This is a genomic window from Caballeronia sp. KNU42, from assembly GCF_053760385.1.
Genome location: NZ_CM132388.1, coordinates 114,830 through 137,398, shown reverse-complemented (window position 1 = coordinate 137,398; position 22,569 = coordinate 114,830). Strand labels below are relative to the sequence as shown.

Below are 22,569 nucleotides of genomic sequence, written 5' to 3'. Positions count from 1 at the left end.
CGGAAATAGAGAAACCCGGAGACACCCCGAAAATACCCGGGCAGCAAATTAGGAAGTCGATGCGTTACTCGCTAGAAATCAGAAAATTTATCTATAGCCAGTACTTCTTCGGTGGCTTGCGGATCGCGCTCGGCGTGTCGCTGCCCGCCATCCTGATGTTGACTGTATTTCACAATCGTGAACTCGGCTTCACTATTGCGACCGGCGCGCTGGGTGCGAGCGTGGTCGACATGCCGGGGCCGCTGAAGTACAAGCACAACGAGATGCTGGCGTGTACGGTGATCGGCTTCTTGTCGGCGCTTGCTACCGGCATTGCGAGCGCGAACGCGGTGACGCTGTGGCTGACTGTCGTGCCGCTCACGTTCGTGCTGTCGCTGGTCGTGGTGTACGGCAACCGCTGGCCGCAGATCAGCTTCGCCACGCTCTTCATGATGATCGTGACGCTGGAAGAGCATTTCACGCCCATGCAGGCGCTCGTCAACGCTTCATGGATGCTGCTCGGCGGCCTTTGGTACACCTACTGGGCGACTCTTGTCAGCCGCTCGCTCGTCTATCGCATCGAGCGCCAGGCGCTGGCCGAGAGCGTGTTCAGGTGCGCCGAGTACCTGCTCGCGCGCTCGGCTTTCTACGATCTCGACGCCAATCTCGACGAGTGTTACCGAAAGCTGATCGAAAATCAGATTGCCGCGGTCGAGCGCCAGGATGCGGCGCGCGACATCGTGCTGCGCAACCTGCCGAAACTGAGAAGCGGCAAGCTCGATGCGCGCCGCGTCATGCTCTTCAACCTCTTCATCAACGTGGTTGACCTGCATGAGATGTTTGTGGGGGCGCACACCGATTACCCGCTCGTGCGCAACACCTTCGGCGGACAGGACATCCTGATCTTCTATCGGGACTTGATGAGAAAGACCGCACTCGATCTCGAGGATATCGGCCTGGCCGTGCTGCAAAACCGGCCGGCGCGGGCACGAATCAACGTGAAGGCCGAGTTGCGCGCGATCGAATACGAGCTCGACCAGATGCGCCGGCACGACGTCCCGCAGAAAAATCCGGAAGCCTATTCCGCAGTGTCCGCCGCGTTCAGAAGGCTTTGGAGTGCGACGCGGTTGATCGATAAAATGCGTCGCCAGACTCGGCACGATCCGAGTATTACCGAAACGGTGATTCGCGTCGATCCGACCTTGTCGCGTTTCGTGTCAAGCCGGCGCGTGCCGTTCATGCAGATTTTTTCGAACCTGACAATGGCCTCGCCGAGCTTCCGGCACGCACTGCGCGTGACCATTGCAGTGGGCGTGGGGTTTTGGCTCGGACGGCTGCTCCCGCTCACCAACGCCTATTGGATCGTGATGACAACAGTCATCATTCTCAAGCCCGGATATTCGCTCACCAAACAGCGTAACGTGCAGCGGATCATCGGCACCGCTATCGGCTGCACGGCGTGCGTCGGGCTGATCCTGGTGGTGAAGGACCCGCACGTGTTGCTGGTCGCCATGTTCGCCTGCATGGTCATGAGCTACAGCCTGCTGCTCTTCAACTACACGGCGAGCGTGGTGTTCACGTCGGCTTACGTGTTGCTGATGTTGCACCTGCTTGCGCCGGGCGGCATGCGGCTGATCGGCGAACGCGCCATTGACACCGCCGTCGGATGCGCGATCGCCATTGCCGCCAGCCATCTGTTTCCGTACTGGGAATACCGGCTGATGGGCACGCAAGTGCGCGACATGATCGGCGCAATGAGAAATTACCTCGAGGCTAGCTGGTGGTGGACCGGCAAGCCTGCCGCTCATGCTGAAGCGAAGAGCACAGCGGACGCCAATTTTTTCGCCGATGCCAACGCAGGCACAGCGCAAGCGGCAACAGCCGCGCTTGCGCGGGTCGAAGCCGGTGAATCGGAACTCGCGACGCTGGAGAATGCTTCCTCCAGCTCGGCAAGTGGAGGCGGGGACAGGCCTTTCCGGCAAAGCGCTCTGGAGGCGACGGCGAAGTCGAACGAAAGCAACGCAGCAGGCCTCGCAATCAACGAGATGGCGACAGAGCTCGATGAACAAGCGCACGCCGCGTCAACCGCGAATCCATCCGGCGATGCGCATTCCCCTGCACCCATGAAGCAAGCGGACAGTCCGGTCCAGACACACGCGGACGCGACAACCAAGGCACCGGATCAACCGGCCATTGCTGAAACGAGCATCAATCGGTCCGCCGCGGCATCGAAGAAAAAAAACGTCACCGGAGAAAGCGCGGCCGCCACCGCCATTTCTGGCGCCTCCGCGGCGGCAGCCATTGCGGCGGAGGCGCTCGACAGCGACTTCCGCTATCGCCTTGCGCGCAAGAATGTGCATATCGCGTTTGCGAATCTCGCCCAGGCGTTTCAGCGCATGATGCTCGAACCGAAGGCACAGCAAAAGTTCGTGCCTGAACTCAACGACCTGCTGATTCGCAGCCACGTGCTTGCGTCGCAGATCACGGCGGCGGGGCCGTTGCTGCAGTCGGTGGGGAAATCCGCTGCGGGTCACGCAGCACAACCCGTGCAGCGCGCGCTGAGCGTTATCCGCGACAATCTAACGCAGGCGCAGGACGGTGTGGCCGTCCCGGAAGATCAAGCCGAGCAGTCGAAGCTGCTTACGCGCGAACTGGATTCAATGGTGGTGGGCGCGGAGCGCGCCGAAGATATCCCGGCCGATGCCGTCCAGGATCTGAAGCTGCTGGCGCACCAGTGCAAGCAGATGCTGACGGCGTCGCTCCTGATTCGCAAGGATGCGAGCCTCATCAACCTGCCGGAGTGACGGACGGGGCATCGCCCCGTTACGCGTAAAAGTACGCAGAACCGGCCGGTCAAAAGAACGTTACTGGGAAGCACCCGTCGCAGCCGCAGCGGGAACGGTCGCGCTCGCTGCTTCCGGCGGATTCTCTCTTTCGTACTCGCGCTTGTCACGGATCGCGTTGAAGAACAATGTGCCGATCACAAGCAGCACCACGACCACGATAAGAATACTGATCGCGAAGGTGGGGTTCTTCCGCGTCGGGGCCTTTTTGCGGCGGTCATCGGTCATGAAATCGAAGCTCTGAGTGGGATTGGACGAAGCGCACGATCTTACCCGACATGGATTTCAGAAGGATTGCGGCAACCCTCCCTTCCCATCAGCAGAACGCGTTCCACGTTCGCCACAAAACCTCAGTTCCCGGTGATTCCGAGCGGCGCGCGCACAGGCAGCGCAGTGGAATATTTGATCTGTTCCATCGCGAAACTGGAACTCACGTCGTAAAGCGGGACCGCGCGAATCAGCGTCTTGTAGACGCGGTCGTAATCGTCGATATCCGACACCACCACGCGCATCAGATAGTCCGTTTCCCCGCTCATTCGATACACCTCGACGACTTCGGGAATGTCGCGCACCGCGCGCGTGAAGTCCTCCGCCCAGGTCTGCGTGTGCTGATTGGTCTTCACCGCGACGAATACCGTGGTCCCGACCCCCAGCTTGCGCGGATCGCACAGTGCGACCTGAGCGCGGATCACGCCGGTTTCCTTCAGCCGCTGCACGCGTTTCCAGCATGGAGTCTGCGAGAGATTGACGCGTGTCGCCAGCTCGGCAATCGGCATTGTCACGTCTTCCTGCAGCAGCTCCAGCAACTTGCGATCGATAAGGTCCATGCCCACAGCCCGCCCCTTATAGGAAATTATTCTACTTTTCCGTGTGTTGGCGAAATTATATGGAAACTTTTTCCACATGCAAACCGGTATAAAAGAAGCTCGACTTTCCGCTCCTTTCTGCCTGATTCCGCCTGCCTGACGAGCCTCGCCATGACCTCTGCCCTCGCTACAAAGTCGCCGCTCGCGCGGTTGTCCGATGCACTCGATCAAGCCTGTTGTCTCGACCCATCGTCGGCGAAGTTCGCGCTTGGCGTACGGACGGCTCTCACTGGCTTGTCCAGCGCAGCCGGCCTTTTGACCGATTCCCAGCACGAAAGCGGGCAGGATTGTTACCGGCGGCATCTGCTGCTCGCCGATCCGCTCGGCCGCTATGCCGTCGCCGCGCTCGTCTGGCAAGCCGGCCAGGCGAGCCCGGTACATGGCCATCACACGTGGTGCGCTTATACAGTGCTCGAAGGAACGCTGTCCGAAACGCTGTTCGCGTGGGATGCCGACACGAATCGTGCGGTTCAAACGCGTTGCCACGAGCGGACGCGCGGTGCGGTGTCGTTTGTTAGCGCAGGACGCGGGGCAATTCACCAGTTGGGCAACGCATCGGCGACGGGACAGACCGCGATCTCACTGCATGTCTATGGCGTGTCCGGTGCGCGCATTTCGACGCACGTCAATGATCTCGTCATGGTTGCCGTTTAGAACGCGTCGGCGCAGGTCGGTCGTACTGAAACAACCTCGCGTGCGAACCCGTCCTACGCTTTCCCCGGTTCAGACGCCGTTGGGATCTGCGGCGGTATTTGCACGGATTGATCTGTCGGTGGCGGCGCGGGCTGCGACTTGTGTGAGACGTCGCGGGCCATGGTTGCCGCACTGCGCTCCACCGGTGACAACGGCGCCGCTTCCGTCAACTCTTCCAAGTCGTTCAAGTCCGCGTCATTGCTCCCGGATTCTCTCGACACCCGCAGTTGCATTTGCGGCACCGGAACATCCATGCCGATTTCGTCCATCTTGCGCTTGACCCTGACGTTAAATGCCCGCGCGACACTCCATTGCTTCAGCGGCAGGGTCTTGATCTGCCCTTTCACGACCATCCAGTTTGGATCGAAACGATCCAGCCCCCACACTTCGATCGGCCCAAGCATCTCGCGCCGGTATCGAAAATCGGCCATCAATTCCGCACCGACCTCGCGAATCATCTGCGTGATCTGGTCGACATCGGCGGAAAACGGCACCCGCACTTCGAACACCGCATACGCAAAATCGCGCGACAGGTTCTTCACCACCTTGATCTGCGAAAACGGGATGGCGTGAATCGCGCCCTGCCCGTCGCGCAGCCGCACGGTACGAATGGTCAGCGTTTCCACCACGCCGGCATGGCCGCCATCGACCTCGATCGAATCACCGACAGAGATGGTGTCCTCGATGATGATGAAAAGTCCCGTGATCAAATCGGCCACCAGCGACTGCGCACCAAAGCCCACCGCCAGCCCGATCACGCCGGCGCCGGCAAGCAACGGCGTCACGTTCAGCCCGAGATTGGCCGCGGTAATGATCCCGGCGACGCACAGAAGCCCCACGAACACCACGTTGCGAATGAGCGGCAGCATGGTGCGCGCGCGCATGCTCGGACCACGCCCTTTGCCGCGCGGCGTGTTCGGGTTGAGCGCTTCCTGAATTCCCGTATCGATCAGGATCCACACCAGCCACGCGATAAGAATCGTCAGCAGGATCGCGCTCACCGCGTGCGTGATACCACGCGCGGCCACGCTTTCTTCCGCCAGTTTGGTGAGCGAAAAACCCCAGAAACGCGAGGCAAGTTCGAGGAAGGCCAGCCAGATCATCAGCACGACCATGCGGCCGAAAAACCTGAAAAGCCGCCGTACATACGCCGATTGCCGGCGCGTCTTACGTTGCGGCAATCGCGTGACGCGCAACGCGACAGCGCTGAGAAACAGTCCGACCACCAGCAAGCCGGCGGTGGCGATCGCCATTTGCAGGACGTTCTCGGAGGTGCCGATACCCGCAAGCGTCGCGATCACCGAAGCCGCTGCAAGCAGCAGCATGGGCACCTGCCAGAGCGAGCCGACTACCTCGAAGGTTTCGGTTGCGGCCTTGTGCTGGCTGCGCTGCTCATAGGAACGGCTGCGGATCAGATGAGACACGGGCCGCTGGAACGCCAGCGTGAAATAACCCGTCAGGATCGCCGCACCCATGTTCGCGACTGTCGAGAGGAGCCCGGACAGGTTCGTCCCGAGTTGTTGCGCCACGTCGTAGTTCGACGCGGCGTCGCCCAGTGCGCCGAGCGTGCCGATGAGAAACAACAGGCGACGCGCATGCAGAATCAGCAGATGCACCGCCACCCGCCTATGCGCCGAGCCGAACAGCGAGAACATGATCAGGCAGATCGATGAAAACACCGCGCCCGCGACAATCGCGTACGCCGTCACCATCGCGAGCGTGCGGCCGAGCGACACAGGCATTAGCCGCACAAAAGTCAGCGCCGCGATAAACGCGAACAGGTATGGCCCGACCCGCCGCAGCGCGAAGATCAAAAGTTGGCTGGTGGTCGGGTTGGCGCGCAACCCGAAATGCACGTTGTAACGCGCGTGCAAATACCGCTGGAAATAGACCAGCAGGAAAGCGCAGAGGCCCCAGCCAGCCAGCATCAGGCAAAAGTTGAGCACCGTGTGGCCAAAACTCTCGCGGCTCTGGCCCGAGACAATGGTGAAAAGCTCATTGCCCGCGGCATTCAGCCGGCCGCCCCAATAGTTCAACGGGGTACGGCCTCGGCTGAAGTCGGCTTCTATGTTCGTCAGCCCCGACGCGATTGCCCCGAGCAGCCCCGTTTTGGGGGTGATGGCAGCGACGACCGACGATGCTGCCGTCGTCGAACTTGCCGACGAGGCCGCAGCCACCTCCGGCAGCACTGCCGCGCCCGAGCCGTCGGACGCAGCGGATGAGGCAGCCGGTTGCGCAGAGGCTTCGGCGTCATGCTTGGCGTCGCGAAGCTTTTTCAACTGTGCGACCAGCGCCGTGCGTTCCCGGTCGTTATCCAGCGTGGAGATGACCGTGTCGAGCGAGCGCGTCAGATCCACGTCGCCAGCCGGACCGGACGTGGCGTCCGCCGTACCGGGGATCGCACCGGAAGCCGCTCCGGGAGCCGCCGCAGACGTCGAGCCTGGGCCGGATGCCGCCGGCTTGTTGATGAGTTCCTGAAACGACGGCAACGTGAGCGCCGGGGGCGCGGCGTTAGCGTTCAGGGCGAAAACTGTGAGCGCCGAGCTGACCAACGCGGCGACTACCAGCGCGCCAGCGAGCGCCCGGATGCGGCTTGGTTTCATGGCTGTGCGCAAAAGGCAAAAAAGGAAAAAGACCGCCAGTTTAGCCGCTGCGCAGAAATAATCTTTAGACAAAACGGTAACGCAGGTAACGACGCGTGTAACGAGTTGTTGGCCCGCAAACGCCGTATTTACGGCATTGAACAGCGCGGCAAGTTACATGACTCGTGCCGCCCGTCACTATTTGTCCATATCCGAGCGGGCGTTCCCAGGGTCTGCCGACACACCGGACGAGCCGCCCGCACTTGTTCCCGATGCTGCGCTCGTCCCGCTTTGACCCGCGGCCGAGCTTGCCGACCAGTCCTGCAATTTGTGCCCGGCGGCCTGCAGGCCTGCGCCGGTATCGCTTGCAGCGTTGATGATCGCCGCGTTTGTCGCGCTCGCCGCGCCCGCCAGATTGGCCCGCGCGGCTGCCGCCACGCCGCTCGCCGACATATCCGGCAAGGTGCCCGCCGACTGCAGGTTCTGCTGCGCGGACTGCTTGACCGAGTCGACCTGCTGGTCGACATAGCTCGCCGCCTGATCGTATTTCTGGCCAGCCTGGCTGGCTACATTGTTCAGCGCACCGGCGACCTGCCCCGCCGCGGCATCATGCTTCTCACACGCGGCGAGTAGTCCAAGCGCAACCGCGGCGCTGGCCAGCCGGTTCATCCAGTTCTTTGGCATCGTCATTGTCCTGTTGGGCGACCAGGTTGCAGTCACCCGATTTTTACATTCACCGCATCAACGGCTCATTCGAACCCCATGATAACCGTCCGCGCCACCCCCTTCCTCTCGACCCGGCGATGCTGGCCGTTCGGCCGGGTTTCGGGTGTACCCCCGATAAATCGCGGTAACACCTTCTGCCCTGCCTCCGAACAGGTGAAATTCAAGCCGCTTTAAGACGCTTCTGATTCATTTCATCGACGCCGCTTCTTATAGTGCGGCCATCCCTGAATTCGATATTGAAGTGTTGTCATGATCCTGATGAACCTGCTAGTTGCCCTCGTCGCCGGCCTGATTCTTTTTGAGCCATTCACGCGCACGCCCATGTCGCGTTCAGTGCGCTTTTCCGACCATCGCAGCCGGGCCATGCGCGCTTTTGTGCAGTCGGGCGTGGCTCTGGTCGCCGCTATGATTATCGCTACCAGCAATCCTGAGCCGCAGCAGGTTTCTCCCGTGCTCGTGTTCGGCAGCGCGGCCGTATTGGGTCTGGCGGGCATCTATTGGGCGCTGCGCGGCCGCCACTTGCTGAAACCCGGCAAGATGTTTGCTGCACACCGCTAGTGATATTGAAAAGGGCGTGAGCCCTCCGCCGAGTTAGCCGCCCGGCGCATGCCGGCGCTTTTCACGATGCCCTTTCGTTCGAAAGGGCATCGGCTTATTGGCTAGCGCATCAATATCTTTTAGTTCACCCGAAAATACTAAACATAGAGGGGGATGAATTGAAAAACCTGGGATAAGGTGGCGTAAGGAGTTCCGCAAGCCTCTGAGTCGCGCCCGCACCACATTCAACGTTCATCATTACTTGCGCCGCGGCAAGGTCGGCATGATGCAACAACGCCTTTGCACGCGTGAAAGCAGATACGCTATCAGCACGCCGGTGTCTTGAAGATATCCGGGGGTCCCTTTGACAAGCAAAAAAAAGGCGCTACGTTGCCGTAGCGCCTTAAAAGTTCTAGCCATTCCGAGGGCCGTGCTAGAACCTGAGAGCTGGTTATCGATTGCAATTCGACGCGCGCAACTAGCGCTTCCGGCATGCTTTCGAAATCGGGTTCCATTTTTTACGTTATGCGAAACCTAGTCAAGCGAAATTTCGAGGATTGAGCGACTATCTGACAACAAGGTACGTGGGTTTGATGACAAAAACGGGTCCGGCAGATGCTTGTTTACATTGCTGGATAGTACGATTCCGGTGAGCGGTGGCGCACGTGCTCAGTCAGCTTCGATGAATGGCGTCTCCGGCCTTTCCAACGAAACCAAGTTCCGAAAAATAATGCAAACCACTGAGAGCCGGCCTACGAGCCGGGAAAAGGAAAAAGGGCGTGACGGAGAAGAAGTCGTCGCGTTGTCGCGAGGCCTCGACGTACTCCGGCGCATTGCCGCTGCTGATGCACCCGTCAGCAATCGAGAGTTGGCCGAATGGACGGGCATTCCAAAACCGACCGTCTCGCGTTTGACGGCGACGCTGGTGAGCGCCAATTTGCTGTTTCAATTACCCGACAGTGAGCGTTTCGTACTGACGGCTTCCGTTCTGGAGTTGAGCAACGGCTTCCTGCGCAACTTCGACATCCGGGCACGGGCTCGGCCGTTCCTTATCGAACTGGCGGACAGGACTACGCTAAGCGTCCATCTGGCCGTGCGCGACAGACTGGACATGGTCGTCATCGATACCATCCGGCCGCGCTCGGCCGTGCTTGTAACGCGGCTCGAAGTCGGCTCGCGGATGGATTTGGGGCGCACGGCGGTCGGCCGGGCGTATCTGGCGGCGCTTGCGGAACCCGACCGGGCCGGCCTGCTCGACAGCCTGCGGACCGCGTCGGGCGACGAGTGGCCGAGTATCGACAGCAGCCTGAAGCCGGGCCTGGAGGACGCCGTGCGCCGTGGCTTCGCCATTTCCACCGGGGAATGGCATCAGGGGCTCAATGCCGTGGCGGCGGGGTTCGTGGGACCGTCGGGACAACGCTACGCGGTCAATTGCGGCGGCGCCGAATATCAGGCGCCACGGGACGCGCTGCTGAACAAGGTCGCGCCCGCGTTGCTTGAATGCGTCGCGAAGATCACGCACGAGATCGGCGGAACACCGTCCGCGCGGCTGAGCGAATAGCGCGCTTCACGCCGGGTTGAAGGCGAAACACCGATGTGCCGCTGAGTGCAGCATCGGCACATCGGGACGTTTCGCCGTCCTTCGTTGGGCTTCCTCGCGCATACTCAGCGGCCCATGACGTTTCCTGTCTCGCCCCTACAGCGGTGCAAGCCTCATTGAGCGTGCCTTTGCATGGGCTTGGCGTGGGCTCGGCATGACCTGCGCACGCACAAGACGATACGAAGCCGGTCAGCGTTCACCTCCCTCCGACGCGTCGTTTCCGAATGGCCTTGCGTGCCGACCGGGAATCGTAACGTTCGTAATCAATCGAAAGAAAGATAGCTGGACTGCAACGAAGCACGGGACGTAGCATCATGCTTCGCGCGCCCAGGTCACCTTTCGAAGCTTTCACTCAATCGAACACTTCGCGGGCACATCGGGCGCCAATGGCGTGTTCGCCACGTGACTGACCACTGCGTCGCGTAAAGTGCGTGGCGTAATTCGACGGCGTTCCCAGCACACTTCAGAACCGTCCGCGCGAACGCCGGCAAGCCAACCCGCCAGCATTCAAGACACCGGCGCCTCAAGACTGTTTCCAAGCCCACCGACTCACCGAGCCACTGAAACGATGGACGAACAAAAAAAACACCCAGCACCACCGCCTTACTCTGACCTCCGTTCGCCCGCCTCCCAAGCCTCGACTGCCCCTGTGTCCGCCAACCGGCCCCGCCGGCGCCGGCTTGTATGGATCGTCGTCGCAATTTTGATCGTGGCGGGCCTGTTCGCCTGGCATCCGTGGAACCGTGGTGGAGGGGACAACTCGCAGCAGGCGCGCCAAGGCGGCGGTGGCCGGCGCGGCGGCGGCGGTCCGGGCATGGCGGCGCCACCTCAACCCGTGCATGTCGCGTCAGTCGTCCAAGGCGAAATGCCGGTGGTGATCAACTCGCTCGGGACGGTGACGCCGCTGGCGTCGGTGACGGTCAAGACGCAGCTCAACGGCACGCTGCAGGACGTCGCGTTCCAGGAAGGGCAGATGGTCAAGAAGGGGGACGTGCTGGCTCAGATCGATCCCCGCCCTTATGAAATCTCGCTGCGTAACGCACAAGGCACGCTCGCGAAAGACCAGGCGCTGCTGCAGACCGCCCGGCTCGACCTGAAGCGCTACCAGATGCTGCTCTCGCAAGATTCGATCGCGAGCCAGCAAGTGGACACGCAGGCGTCGCTCGTCCAGCAGTACGAGGGCACGGTCAAGTCGGACCAGGCGAACGTGGATACCTACAAGCTCGACCTGACGTATGCGCGCATCACGGCGCCGGTGTCGGGCCGTGTCGGCTTGCGGCAGGTCGATCCGGGCAACTACGTGACGACCGGCGACACGAATGGCGTGGTCGTCATCACGCAACTTCAACCCATCAGCGTCATCTTCACGACCTCGGAAGACAATCTCACCGCCATCCTGAAGCCGTTGCATGCGGGAACGAAGATGTCGGTGACCGCTTATGACCGGGCCAACACCAAGTCGCTCGAAAGCGGATATCTGGAAACAATCGATAACCAGATCGACACCACCACGGGCACCGTCAAGCTGCGCGCGACCTTCGATAACCAGGAAAGCATGCTGTTTCCGAACCAGTTCGTGAACACGAAGCTGCTGGTCGATGTGATCAAGGACGCGACCATCGTGCCCACGCCCGCCGTTCTCAACGGTTCATCGGGTGCGTTTGTCTACGTGGTGAAGCCGGACAATACGGTGACCGTACGCAATGTGAAGATCGGTCCGGTCGATGGTGAGCGCACCAGCATCCGGACCGGTCTGGAAGTGGGCGAACGCGTGGTGATCGACGGCTCCGACCGCCTGAAGGAAGGCGCGAAGATCACGATCCCGGCAGACAAGCCCAAGGCTGCTTCCGGTGCCTCCGGTGCTGCTGCGGCTTCGGCCGCGTCCGCTGCTTCGGGCGCGCATCACGGCCACCATCGCAAACAGTCGCAGTGAAGCGCCCATGATCCATAACCGCACTGCACCCGCATGAATCCATCACGTCCTTTTATTCTGCGTCCGGTCGGCACGGCGCTGCTGATGGCGGCAATCATGCTGGTCGGCCTCGTCGCGCTGCGCTTCTTGCCGCTGTCCGCGCTACCCGCCGTCGACTATCCGACCATCCAGGTGCAGACGTTCTATCCGGGCGCGTCGCCGGATGTGATGACCACGTCGGTCACCGCCCCCCTTGAAAAGCAGTTCGGGCAGATGGCGAGCCTGAACCAGATGTCGTCGCAGAGTTCGGCGGGTGCTTCGGTCATCACGCTGCAATTCAGTCTGGACCTGCCGCTCGACATCGCCGAGCAGGAAGTCCAGGCGGCTATCAATGCAGCGGGTAACCTGCTGCCGTCCGACCTGCCCGCCCCGCCGATCTACGCGAAGGTGAACCCAGCGGATGCGCCCATCATCACGCTCGCGATCAGTTCGAAGACCTTGCCGCTCACGCAGGTCCAGGATCTCGCCGATACCCGTCTCGCGCAGAAGATCTCGCAAGTCGGCGGCGTGGGGCTGGTGTCGGTCAGCGGGGGAAATCGTCCGGCGGTCCGGATCCAGGCGAACACGCGTGCATTGGCGTCGTACGGCCTGAACATCGACGACTTGCGCACCACTATTTCGAACCTGAACGTCAACACGCCGAAGGGTAATTTCGACGGCCCCTCGCGCGCCTACACGATCAACGCGAACGACCAGCTCACCGACGCAAACGCGTACCAGAGCGCGGTCATCGCGTACAAGAACGGCCGGCCGGTGATGCTGACGGATGTCGCAACCGTGATCCAGGGCGCAGAAAACACCAAGCTCGGCGCGTGGGTGGACAACACGCCGGCCATCATCCTGAACGTGCAGCGCCAGCCGGGCGCGAACGTGATTGCGGTGGTTGACGGCATCAAGAAGATCCTGCCGCAATTGCAATCGGCGCTACCGGCCGCGTTGGACGTGCGGGTCGTCACCGACCGGACCACGACCATCCGTGCCTCGGTGCGCGATGTGCAGTTCGAACTGGCGCTCTCGGTCGTGCTGGTCGTGCTGGTGATCTACCTGTTCCTCGCGAACGTCTGGGCCACGCTGATTCCGAGCTTGTCCGTACCGGTCTCGCTGATCGGCACGCTCGCCGTCATGTACCTGTGCGGCTTTTCGCTCGATAACCTCTCGCTGATGGCGTTGACCATCGCGACGGGGTTTGTAGTCGATGACGCCATCGTGATGATCGAGAACATTGCGCGGTACGTGGAGGAAGGCGAATCGGCGCTCGAAGCGGCGCTCAAGGGTTCGAAGCAGATCGGCTTCACGATCATTTCGCTGACGGTCTCGCTGATCGCGGTGCTGATTCCGCTGCTGTTCATGGGGGACGTAGTCGGACGCCTGTTCCATGAGTTCGCGATCACGCTGGCGGTGACCATCGTCATTTCCGCGATCGTCTCGCTCACACTCGTACCCATGCTGTGCGCGAAGCTGTTGCGCCATACGCCGCCGAAGGAGAGTCATCGCTTCGAAGCGCGCGCGCATCAGTTCATCGATTATGTGATCGGGCGTTATGGCGTTGCGTTGACCTGGGTGCTCGACCGGCAGCGCTCGACCCTGGTGGTCGCCCTGCTCACGCTCGTGCTGACCGCCCTGCTCTATATCTGGATTCCGAAGGGTTTCTTCCCGATCCAGGATACCGGCGTGATCCAGGCGATCACGCAAGCGCCGCAAGCCGCTTCCTACCAGGCGGTGGCGCAACAGCAACAAGCGCTCGCCGAACAGGTTCTGAAGAACCCGGACGTGGAAAGCCTGACCTCGTTCATTGGTGTGGACGGCACGAATATCACGCTGAACAGCGGCCGGATGCTGATCAACCTGAAACCGCGCGACGACCGTAGCAATACGTCGAGCGACGTGATCCGCTCGCTGCAGAAAGACGTGGCGAACATTCCCGGCATCCGGCTCTACATGCAGCCGGTGCAGGATCTGACTATTGATTCCACCGTCAGCCCGACCCAATACCAGTTCATGCTGACGGACCCGAACTCGGCGGAATTCGCGGAATGGGTGCCGAAACTGACGGCGCGGTTGCAGCAAGCGCCGGAACTGGCGGATGTGGCGACCGACCTGCAGCAGAACGGGCAATCTGTGTATGTGGAGATCGACCGGCCGACGGCCGCACGCTTTGGCATTACGCCGGCCACCGTCGATAACGCCCTCTACGACGCATTCGGCCAGCGCATCATCTCGACCATCTTCACGCAGTCGAACCAGTATCGCGTGATCCTGGAGTCGCAGCCGACCGAAGCGCATTACAGCGAGACACTGGACGGCATCTACCTGCCGTCCTCGACGGCAAGTTCGGGCCAGGTGCCGCTGTCGGCCATCGCGACTTTCCATGAGCGCGCCGCGCCGCTGCTGGTGACGCACCTTGGGCAATTCCCCGCGACCACCGTCTCGTTCAACCTCGCGCCGGGCGCCTCGCTGGGCGCGGCCGTGAAAGCGATCGATCAGGCGCAGAAGGACATCGGCTTGCCCGCCTCGTTCCAGATCCGTTTTCAGGGCGCCGCGCTGGCTTTCCAGGCGTCGCTGTCGAACGAACTGTTCCTGATCCTGGCCGCGGTCGTCACCATGTATATCGTGCTCGGCGTGCTGTATGAGAGCTTTATCCACCCGATCACGATCCTGTCCACGCTGCCGTCCGCGGGTGTCGGCGCGCTGCTTTCGCTGATGATTACCGGGCACGATCTCGACATCATCGGGATCATCGGCATTGTGTTGCTGATCGGTATCGTGAAAAAGAACGCCATCATGATGATCGACTTCGCGCTGGAGGCCGAACGCGAGCAAGGCAAGAGTCCACGCGATGCAATCTATCAGGCGTGTTTGCTGCGCTTCCGGCCCATCCTGATGACCACCATGGCCGCGCTTCTCGGCGCATTGCCGCTGATGCTCGGCTGGGGTGCGGGCTCCGAATTGCGGCGGCCGCTCGGGATTGCAATTGTTGGCGGGTTGATCGTGTCGCAAGCGCTGACGCTGTTCACCACGCCGGTGATCTATCTCGGTTTCGATTCGCTCGCGCGCCGCGCGCGTGCACGTTTCTACCGGAACGCGCCGCCCCGCCCGGCGAGCCCGGCAGGCGATACGGAGTAAGCGCATGAACCTGTCGCAACCGTTCATTGCACGCCCCGTCGCTACCACGCTGCTGGCTATCGGCATTGCGCTCGCCGGCCTGTTCGCGTTCACCAAGCTGCCGGTCGCGCCGTTGCCGCAAGTCGATTTTCCGACCATTTCGGTCCAGGCGAGCCTGCCCGGCGCGAGTCCGGAAACCGTCGCGACCAGCGTGGCGAGTCCGCTCGAGCGCCATCTCGGCTCGATAGCCGACGTCACCGAAATGACGTCGCAAAGTTCGGTCGGCTCGGCGCGGATCACGTTGCAGTTTGGCTTGAACCGAGATATCGATGGCGCCGCGCGCGACGTGCAGGCCGCCATCAACGCGTCGCGCGCCGATCTTCCCACGGCGCTCAAAAGCAATCCTACGTACCACAAGGTCAACCCCGCCGACGCGCCGATCCTGATCCTCGCGCTCTCCTCCCCCACGCGTACCGCCGGTTCGCTTTACGATTCCGCCGCGACCGTGCTGCAGCAAACGCTTTCCACCGTTCCGGGCGTCGGCGAAGTGGACGTGAGCGGCTCGGCGAATCCGGCCGTGCGGGTGGAACTGGAACCGAACGCGCTGTTCCACTACGGCATTGGACTGGAAGACGTCCGCGCGGCGCTGGCGTCGGCCAATGCGAACAGTCCGAAGGGTGCCATCGAGTTCAATGGCACCCATTTCCAGCTCTATACCAACGATCAGGCGAGCAAGGCCGATCAGTATCGCGACCTGGTGGTGGCTTACCGCAATGGCGCGGCGGTGCATCTGCGCGATGTAGGCGAAGTCGTCGATTCGGTCGAGGACCTGCGCAACCTCGGTCTCATCAACAACAAGCGCGCCGTGCTCGTGATCCTTTACCGTCAGCCGGGCGCGAACATTATCGACACCATCGACCGCGTGAAGGCAATGGTGCCGCAACTCCAGGCCGCGCTCCCCGCCGATGTCGAGATCACGCCGACCTCCGATCGCTCGACCACGATCCGCGCATCGCTGCACGATACGGAATTCACGCTGATTGTCGCGGTGGCGCTTGTCGTGATGGTCGTGTTCCTGTTCCTGCGCAACTGGCGCGCGACGCTGATTCCGAGCGTGGCCGTGCCGATCTCGATCATCGGCACCTTCGCCGCGATGTACCTGCTCGGCTTCTCACTCGATAACCTCTCGCTGATGGCGTTGACCATTGCGACGGGGTTCGTGGTCGATGACGCCATCGTCGTGCTTGAAAACATCTCGCGACATATAGAGAACGGCGTCCCGCGCATGAAGGCCGCCATTCTTGGCGCGCAGGAAGTGGGTTTCACGGTGCTGTCGATGAGCATCTCGCTGGTCGCCGTGTTCATTCCTATTCTGTTGATGGGCGGCATTGTCGGCAGGTTGTTCCGCGAATTTGCGTTGACGTTGTCGCTGGCGATTGCCGTTTCACTGGTCGTCTCGTTGACGGTTACGCCCATGATGTGCGCGCGTTTGCTGCATGAACCGCACGAACAAGAGGCACCCGGCCGGTTCTCTCGCTGGCTCGAGCGTCAGTTCGTACGGATGCAGAACGGCTACGCGCGTACGCTCGGCGTGGCGCTCGCGCATCCGAGGATCGTGTTGCTGGTGTTGCTCGCGACCATCGGGTTGAATGTGTACCTGTACATCATCGTGCCGAAGGGATTTTTCCCGCAGCAGGATACGGGGCGGCTCGTCGGCGGCATTCAGGCTGATCAGAGCACGTCCTTCCAGGCGATGAAAGGCAAGTTTTCCGAGATGATGCGGATCGTGCAGGCCGATCCGGCTGTGGAAAGCGTCGCCGGGTTCACGGGCGGGAGGCAGACCAACTCGGGCTTCATGTTCATTTCGCTGAAGGCCAAGCGGGATCGCAAGGTATCGGCCGAACAGGTGATCCAGCGCCTGCGCGCGCCGCTTTCTGACGTCGCCGGTGTGCGCACCTTCCTGCAAGCCGTGCAGGACATTCGCGCAGGCGGGCGGCAGTCGAACGCTCAATATCAGTTCACGCTGCTGGCTGACTCCACCACCGATCTCTACACGTGGGGGCCCAAGCTCACCGACGCCCTGCTCACCCGCCCCGAACTCACCGATGTCAATTCCGACCAGCAGCAAGGCGGCCTGGAATCCTTCGTGACGATCGACCGGGCGACGTCCGCGCGCCTGGGCATCCAGCCGGCGCAGATCGACAATACGCTTTACGACGCATTCGGCCAGCGCCAGGTATCGACCATCTACAACGAGTTGAGCCAGTACCACGTGGTGATGGAAGTCGCGCCAAAATACTGGCAAGACCCGGAGATGCTCAAGCAGATCTATGTGAGCACGTCGGGGGGGACCGCGAGCGGGGCGGCATCGACGAACGCGACCACGACGACTTCTACGTCCACGAGCGCATCCACAAGCACTACCGCTTCTTCCACCGACACGACCAGTTCCCTGGCGCTCGCCTCCATCCGCAATGCGGCGACCAACGCCATTGCCGCGAGCGGGAAGTCCAGTTCGTCGGCGGGCGCAGCGGTCTCGACGTCAAAAGAGACCATGATCCCGCTCTCGACCATCGCCAAGTTCGGGCCGGGCAACACGCCGTTGTCAGTGAATCACCAGAGCCAGTTCGTCGCGTCGACGATCTCGTTCAACCTGCCGCCCGGCAAGTCGCTCTCCGACGCCACCGCCGCCATCTACGACACCATGGCGACTATCGGCATGCCCAGCACGATTCACGGCAGTTTTGCGGGCACCGCGCAGCAGTTCCAGGATTCCACCAAGGATCAGCCGATCCTGATCCTGGCCGCGCTGGCGGCGGTGTATATCGTGCTCGGGATCTTGTACGAGAGTTACATCCATCCGATCACGATCCTCTCGACCTTGCCGTCAGCGGGGATTGGCGCGTTGCTCGCGTTGCTGCTTTTCCAGACGGAGTTCAGCATCATCGCGTTGATCGGGGTGATCTTGCTGATCGGCATCGTGAAGAAGAACGCGATCATGATGGTCGACTTTGCGATCCAGGCTCAGCGGCATGGCGCGGCGACATCGCGCGAGGCGATCGAACAGGCGTGCTTGCTGCGCTTCCGGCCTATCATGATGACGACCGCGGCGGCGTTGCTGGGTGCGCTGCCGCTGGCGTTCGGAACCGGCGAGGGATCGGAGATGCGTGCGCCGCTGGGAATCGCGATTGTGGGCGGGCTGATCGTGAGTCAATTGCTGACGCTCTATACAACGCCGGTGGTTTATCTTTACATGGACCGGATCCGGATCTGGTCGGAGCAACGACGCGCGCGCAGGGGTCAGACAGGACCGGCTCAAGTCACGGAGTGACGTTTTGCTCGCGGCGAATGGCTGGGGTGAGATGGATTCAAGGCGCCCGGTAGGTGCTCACCCCAATGCGTGAATTGCAAAAATCGCTTACCGTTTTAGCTTCTGGCCACAAACAGAAGGAGCGATCCAGCAATGAAAGTCCTGCTTATTGGCGCGCACGGCCGGACCGGTCGCCACATTGCCCGCCAGCTACGCGCCGCATCCCTCCCCTTCAGGGTCTTGCTACGCAAATCGGCGCATCGCGGAGAGTTCGCCGCACTCGGCGCGGAGATCGTGCTCGGCGATCTGACCAACGATTTCTCCCACACCTTCGACGACATCACGCACGTCATCTACGCCGCGGGATCGGCGGAAAGCGAAGGCGTCAACGAGGAACGGGCAATTGATCGCGATGCTGTCCAACGCACCGCCGACTACGCCAAACGCCGCCGGACCAAACAACTGGTGATCATCAGCGCGATCTCCGCCTACTGGCCGAAATCGAATCCGCTTGCGCTCAGGCACTACGCAAAAATGAAGCGCGAAGCCGACGACTATGTTCAGGCAAGCGGCGTCCCGTACGTGATCTTGCGGCCAGGACCGCTTTCCGACGAAATCGGCCGCGGCACGATCGCACTCTCCTCGCAGCGAAACGCAGATGCAGCCCCCGTTTCACGCGACGACGTCGCGCGCATCGCGGTGGCGTGCATCCAACGCGATGTGCGCGACGAGGTGATCGGTTTCATTGGCGGCGACGTGCGAATAGACGATGTGCTCGACAACGTCAGACAGCTCCGATCAGCCGATAACCTACGCCCGTTTCAGTGACGATATGCTCCGGCTGCGCCGCATCGCGCTCGAGTTTCTGCCGCAGGTGCGCCATGTAAATGCGCAGGTAGTGGTGGCTTTCCACATGCGACGGCCCCCATACCTCGCGCAGTAACTGCCGATGCGTCAACACGCGGCCGGCGTGCCGGACCAAGGTTGAAAGCAGCCGGTATTCGATCGGCGTCAGATGCACGGGCGCGCCCGCACGCGTGACCTGGCGCAGGCCAAGATCGATGACTACATCGCCGAATTTCACCAACGGCGATTCACTCGATGCCGCCTGGTTGCGCCGCCGCAAATGCGCGCGAATCCGCGCCATGAGTTCCGACACGCCAAACGGCTTGGTCAGGTAATCGTCAGCGCCCGCGTCGAGCGCTGCGACCTTCTCCTCTTCCTGCGTGCGCGCCGACAACACGATCACCGGCAGCTCGGTCCAGCTTCGCAGTTCGCGGATGACATCGAGACCGTCGGTATCGGGCAAACCGAGATCGACGATGACCAGATCCGGCTTGCGCGTCGCCGCCTCCACGAGTCCCTGCTTGCCGGTTTCCGCCTCGTGCACGGTAATACCCTCAGCCTCGAGCGACGCGCGCACAAAGCGGCGGATTTGCTTTTCGTCCTCGATCAGCACAACAGTGAGATTAGGTTCGCTCATGGGGCTTCGTGATGCTTAAGGTCCGACGGGGGAGAATCGACGAAGTCCTGTTCGGCTTCATCGGAGAAACTGGGTACGGGTGGTGCGGCATCCACGGGCAAGGTGAACCAGAAGCGCGCGCCCTGGACTTTCGGGTCCGGAAGGCTCTCGTCCAGCCGGTTATTCGCGCCGATTGTACCGCCGTGCGCCTGCACGATCGCGCGGCAAATCGAGAGCCCGAGCCCAATGCCCGGCTTCGCCGACTCCTTCTCGCCGCGGGTGAATTTCTCGAACACGCGGTCCTCCATGTTTGCGGGCAATCCCGGACCGTTATCGTCGATGGTGACACGCACGAATGGCTTGCCGTTCGCCTCCATGCTTTCCGCGCCAATGACGAGCTTCGAGCCAGGCGGCGTGTATTTCGCAGCGTTTTCGAGCAGGTTCGAGAAGAGCCGCTCCATCAGCACGGCATCGAGTTGCAGGAACGGCAGATCGGCGGGCAGACGGACTTCGACCGGGCGGCCGTTCAATACTCGCCGGCACGCCCGCAGCGCCGCACCAACCGTCTCTTCGAGCAGCGACCATTGCCGGTTCAGCCGCAGACCGCCCGCCTGCAAGCGCGCCATGTCCAGCAAATTCGTGACAATGCTGGTCATGCGCAGCGATTCATCATGGATCGCCGCGATCAATTCGACATTGGCAGGCGAACGGGTATCCCCGCGCGCTTCCGCAAGCATCGATGCAAACCCGACGATGGTCGTAAGCGGCGTGCGCAAATCGTGCGAGATGGCGGACAGCAGCGAATTGCGCAGGCGCTCGGACTCCATGCTCACGAGCGCGTCACGCGCAATCTCGACGTAATGCACCCGTTCGAGCGCCAGCGCAATCTGCGCGGCGAATGCATCGAGCATGCGCTTTTGCTCGGGGACATCGAGTTCGCCGGCGTTGCGCGTGAGTACCGCGAGCACGCCGCGCGTGCGCATCGGCGCCTTGAGCGGCAGATACAGCGCGGCGGCAGCGGGCAGCGTGTCCGTGCCGTGGCCGGCCGGCTTCTGCTGGTCGTAGACCCATTGGCCAACATCGAGATCCAGCGCGCTTGCGTCAAGCAGCAGCGCGGCCACGGACGTATCCGAGGGGTCGAGTTTCTGGCGGACTTTGTCGCTGGAATCGGGCAGGAGCATTGCCACTTTCGCGCGAAAGACTTCGCTCACATGCCTCATGCCGATCCCTACGATCTGCTCGACCCCAAGCGCTGCGCCAAGTTCGCCAGCCATTGCGTACATCGCGCCCGTGCGCCGCTCGCGCTTTGACGCAACGCGCGCCTCGCGTCGCAAACTCGATGTGAGATGGCTGATCACCAGCGACGTCAGCAGCATGCCGGCGAAAGTCAGCAGGTATTGCGTATCGGAGACGGACAGCGACAAGCGCGGCGGCACGAAGAAGAAGTCGAACGCCGCGACGCTCAGGAACGATAGCAGCACGCCCGGACCACGGCCAATGCGCGCCGCCGCGTAAATCACGCCGATCAGATAAAACATCACGAGATTCGTGAGATCGAAATGGTCACGAATCAGGCTTGCGAGCACCGTGATCACCGCGCAAATAGCGACGGCGTACGCGTAGCCCCGAGGCGCCGAGCGCTGCTCGCGCGCGGCGCTCAACGCGTCGTGCCAGTCGGGCGCGATCCCCTCTTCTTGCGACGACGATCCGCTTCGGTCACCCGAGTCGTTTGCTTCGCTGCCGTCACTCTCCCGCGCCCGAATCAGCGTGAGATCGAGGTCGCCCGCGTGTTCCGCCAGCCGCTCGCCAAATGACCGCTTTAGCCATCGCTCAAAGCCGCGATGTTTCGATGCACCCGCGACCAGTTTCGACGCGTTGCGCGCCTGCGCATAACCGATCAATGTCGCGACTGCATCCTCACCGGCCAGCGTCACCGTCTCGGCTCCCAGTTCGGCGGCGAGCTTGAGCGCGGCGAGCGTGCGTTCGCGACGGGCATCGGAGAGTTTCTGCAGCCGCGGCGTTTCGACATACACCGCGATCCAGTCCGAGCGCAGGCTTGCCGCGAGCCTTGAGGCTGCGCGCACGAGCGTAGGCGCTTCCGGTCCCGGGCCAATGCACACTACCAGCCGGTCGCGCGCCTGCCAGATCCTGTCGATAGAACGATCCGCGCGGTATTCGCGCATCTGGGCATCGACGCGATCCGCCGTGCGCCGCAGCGCCAGTTCACGCAACGCGATCAGGTTGCCCTTGCGGAAGAAATTGCGGACGGCATGTTCCGCCTGCTGCGGCATGTAGACCTTGCCGTGACGCAACCTTTCCAGCAGCTCTTCGGGCGGAAGATCGACCAGCGTGACTTCATCGGCCTCATCCAGCACACGATCCGGGACGGTCTCGAACACGCGGATCTGCGTGATCTGGCCAACGATGTCGTTCAGGCTTTCCAGATGCTGGACATTCACCGTGGTGTAGACGTCGATGCCCGCGTCCAGCAACTCATGCACGTCCTGCCAGCGCTTCAGATGACGTGCGCCGGGCACGTTCGAATGCGCGAGTTCGTCGACGAGCACAAGCTGCGGACGGCGCTCAAGCGCTGCGTCGAGATTGAATTCCTGAAGAGCATGGCCGCGGTACGCGATGTTCGCCAACGGCAGTTGTTCGAGGTCTTCAAGTAACGCGGCCGTTTCGCTTCTGCCATGCGTTTCCACAATGCCGATGACTACGTCGTCGCCCTGTTGCTTCCTGCTGCGCGCCGCCAGCAGCATGGCGTAGGTCTTGCCTACTCCCGCCGACGCGCCAAAGAATATCTTCAGCCGTCCGCGATGCCGCTTCTCTTCCTCTCTTTGCAGTTTTCCGAGTAGCTCGTCTGGGTTTGGGCGGTTCATTTTTTAGCTTCTTGA

Annotated in this window: 14 protein-coding genes; 8 read left to right on the top strand and 6 right to left on the bottom strand. The window is 61.9% G+C overall.

All coding sequences use genetic code 11. The annotated features are described in order from the left end of the window. Window positions 1-59: 59 nt before the first annotated feature. Entirely contained in the window at window positions 60-2,783 is a 2,724-nt protein-coding gene (locus ACSOSP_RS00520) for an FUSC family protein (RefSeq protein WP_455308960.1), read from the top strand. A 60-nt stretch (window positions 2,784-2,843) separates the two neighbouring features. Here ACSOSP_RS00520 and ACSOSP_RS00515 read toward each other — a convergent pair whose 3' ends face one another. Both ACSOSP_RS00515 and ACSOSP_RS00510 read right to left on the bottom strand, forming a co-directional pair. Continuing rightward, the gene (locus ACSOSP_RS00515) at window positions 2,844-3,050 is read right to left on the bottom strand and encodes a hypothetical protein (RefSeq protein ID WP_031363834.1); all 207 of its coding nucleotides are present in this window, start codon (window positions 3,048-3,050) and stop codon (window positions 2,844-2,846) included. Window positions 3,051-3,172: 122 nt separating this feature from the next. Beyond that, window positions 3,173-3,655 (bottom strand): Lrp/AsnC family transcriptional regulator, encoded by a 483-nt coding sequence (locus ACSOSP_RS00510; RefSeq protein ID WP_031363833.1) that lies wholly within the window; start codon window positions 3,653-3,655, stop codon window positions 3,173-3,175. A gap of 144 nt (window positions 3,656-3,799) precedes the next feature. Between ACSOSP_RS00510 and ACSOSP_RS00505 the strand changes: the two genes are divergently transcribed. Then, on the top strand, window positions 3,800-4,342 hold the full coding sequence (locus tag ACSOSP_RS00505) for a cysteine dioxygenase (RefSeq protein WP_455308958.1): 543 nt from the start codon (window positions 3,800-3,802) through the stop codon (window positions 4,340-4,342). A 53-nt stretch (window positions 4,343-4,395) separates the two neighbouring features. Here ACSOSP_RS00505 and ACSOSP_RS00500 read toward each other — a convergent pair whose 3' ends face one another. After that, entirely contained in the window at window positions 4,396-6,984 is a 2,589-nt protein-coding gene (locus ACSOSP_RS00500; protein ID WP_455308956.1) for a mechanosensitive ion channel family protein, read from the bottom strand. Window positions 6,985-7,161: 177 nt separating this feature from the next. Beyond that, window positions 7,162-7,647 carry a hypothetical protein gene (locus tag ACSOSP_RS00495; RefSeq protein ID WP_455308954.1) on the bottom strand — a complete coding sequence of 162 codons (486 nt, stop codon included), beginning with the start codon at window positions 7,645-7,647 and terminating at the stop codon, window positions 7,162-7,164. A 291-nt stretch (window positions 7,648-7,938) separates the two neighbouring features. On the opposite strand from ACSOSP_RS00495, the gene ACSOSP_RS00490 reads away from it, so the two are divergent. The 6 genes from ACSOSP_RS00490 (at window position 7,939) to ACSOSP_RS00465 (ending at window position 19,038) form a co-directional block, all read left to right on the top strand. Next, window positions 7,939-8,247: a hypothetical protein gene (locus tag ACSOSP_RS00490; RefSeq protein ID WP_455308953.1), complete on the top strand. Its 309-nt coding sequence runs from the start codon at window positions 7,939-7,941 to the stop codon at window positions 8,245-8,247. Between the two features lie 709 nt (window positions 8,248-8,956). Next, window positions 8,957-9,787 carry an IclR family transcriptional regulator gene (locus ACSOSP_RS00485; protein WP_455308951.1) on the top strand — a complete coding sequence of 277 codons (831 nt, stop codon included), beginning with the start codon at window positions 8,957-8,959 and terminating at the stop codon, window positions 9,785-9,787. Between the two features lie 607 nt (window positions 9,788-10,394). Continuing rightward, window positions 10,395-11,759 carry an MdtA/MuxA family multidrug efflux RND transporter periplasmic adaptor subunit gene (locus ACSOSP_RS00480; protein WP_455308949.1) on the top strand — a complete coding sequence of 455 codons (1,365 nt, stop codon included), beginning with the start codon at window positions 10,395-10,397 and terminating at the stop codon, window positions 11,757-11,759. A 33-nt stretch (window positions 11,760-11,792) separates the two neighbouring features. After that, entirely contained in the window at window positions 11,793-14,921 is a 3,129-nt protein-coding gene (locus ACSOSP_RS00475) for an MdtB/MuxB family multidrug efflux RND transporter permease subunit (protein WP_455308948.1), read from the top strand. A 4-nt stretch (window positions 14,922-14,925) separates the two neighbouring features. Then, window positions 14,926-18,231 (top strand): efflux RND transporter permease subunit, encoded by a 3,306-nt coding sequence (locus tag ACSOSP_RS00470; protein ID WP_455308947.1) that lies wholly within the window; start codon window positions 14,926-14,928, stop codon window positions 18,229-18,231. 132 nt (window positions 18,232-18,363) lie between these two features. Then, window positions 18,364-19,038, top strand: coding sequence for an SDR family oxidoreductase (locus ACSOSP_RS00465; protein ID WP_455308946.1), 675 nt, complete (start codon window positions 18,364-18,366; stop codon window positions 19,036-19,038). Here the strand turns inward: ACSOSP_RS00465 and kdpE are convergent. Then, window positions 18,995-19,693: a two-component system response regulator KdpE gene (kdpE, locus tag ACSOSP_RS00460; protein ID WP_165088263.1), complete on the bottom strand. Its 699-nt coding sequence runs from the start codon at window positions 19,691-19,693 to the stop codon at window positions 18,995-18,997. The genes ACSOSP_RS00465 and kdpE overlap by 44 nt on opposite strands. Further along, on the bottom strand, window positions 19,690-22,554 hold the full coding sequence (locus ACSOSP_RS00455) for a DUF4118 domain-containing protein (protein WP_455308944.1): 2,865 nt from the start codon (window positions 22,552-22,554) through the stop codon (window positions 19,690-19,692). Before ACSOSP_RS00455 ends, kdpE begins: the two co-directional genes overlap by 4 nt. Window positions 22,555-22,569 lie beyond the last annotated feature (15 nt).

What these genes read in the sequence shown, in the direction of transcription:
- ACSOSP_RS00520 (WP_455308960.1), top strand. Translation starts at nt 60, where the DNA reads ATGCGTTACTCGCTAGAAATCAGAAAATTTATCTATAGCCAGTACTTC.
- ACSOSP_RS00515 (WP_031363834.1), bottom strand. Translation starts at nt 3,050, where the DNA reads ATGACCGATGACCGCCGCAAAAAGGCCCCGACGCGGAAGAACCCCACC.
- ACSOSP_RS00505 (WP_455308958.1), top strand. Translation starts at nt 3,800, where the DNA reads ATGACCTCTGCCCTCGCTACAAAGTCGCCGCTCGCGCGGTTGTCCGAT.
- ACSOSP_RS00500 (WP_455308956.1), bottom strand. Translation starts at nt 6,984, where the DNA reads ATGAAACCAAGCCGCATCCGGGCGCTCGCTGGCGCGCTGGTAGTCGCC.
- ACSOSP_RS00495 (WP_455308954.1), bottom strand. Translation starts at nt 7,647, where the DNA reads ATGCCAAAGAACTGGATGAACCGGCTGGCCAGCGCCGCGGTTGCGCTT.
- ACSOSP_RS00490 (WP_455308953.1), top strand. Translation starts at nt 7,939, where the DNA reads ATGATCCTGATGAACCTGCTAGTTGCCCTCGTCGCCGGCCTGATTCTT.
- ACSOSP_RS00485 (WP_455308951.1), top strand. Translation starts at nt 8,957, where the DNA reads ATGCAAACCACTGAGAGCCGGCCTACGAGCCGGGAAAAGGAAAAAGGG.
- ACSOSP_RS00480 (WP_455308949.1), top strand. Translation starts at nt 10,395, where the DNA reads ATGGACGAACAAAAAAAACACCCAGCACCACCGCCTTACTCTGACCTC.
- ACSOSP_RS00475 (WP_455308948.1), top strand. Translation starts at nt 11,793, where the DNA reads ATGAATCCATCACGTCCTTTTATTCTGCGTCCGGTCGGCACGGCGCTG.
- ACSOSP_RS00470 (WP_455308947.1), top strand. Translation starts at nt 14,926, where the DNA reads ATGAACCTGTCGCAACCGTTCATTGCACGCCCCGTCGCTACCACGCTG.
- ACSOSP_RS00465 (WP_455308946.1), top strand. Translation starts at nt 18,364, where the DNA reads ATGAAAGTCCTGCTTATTGGCGCGCACGGCCGGACCGGTCGCCACATT.
- kdpE (WP_165088263.1), bottom strand. Translation starts at nt 19,693, where the DNA reads ATGAGCGAACCTAATCTCACTGTTGTGCTGATCGAGGACGAAAAGCAA.
- ACSOSP_RS00455 (WP_455308944.1), bottom strand. Translation starts at nt 22,554, where the DNA reads ATGAACCGCCCAAACCCAGACGAGCTACTCGGAAAACTGCAAAGAGAG.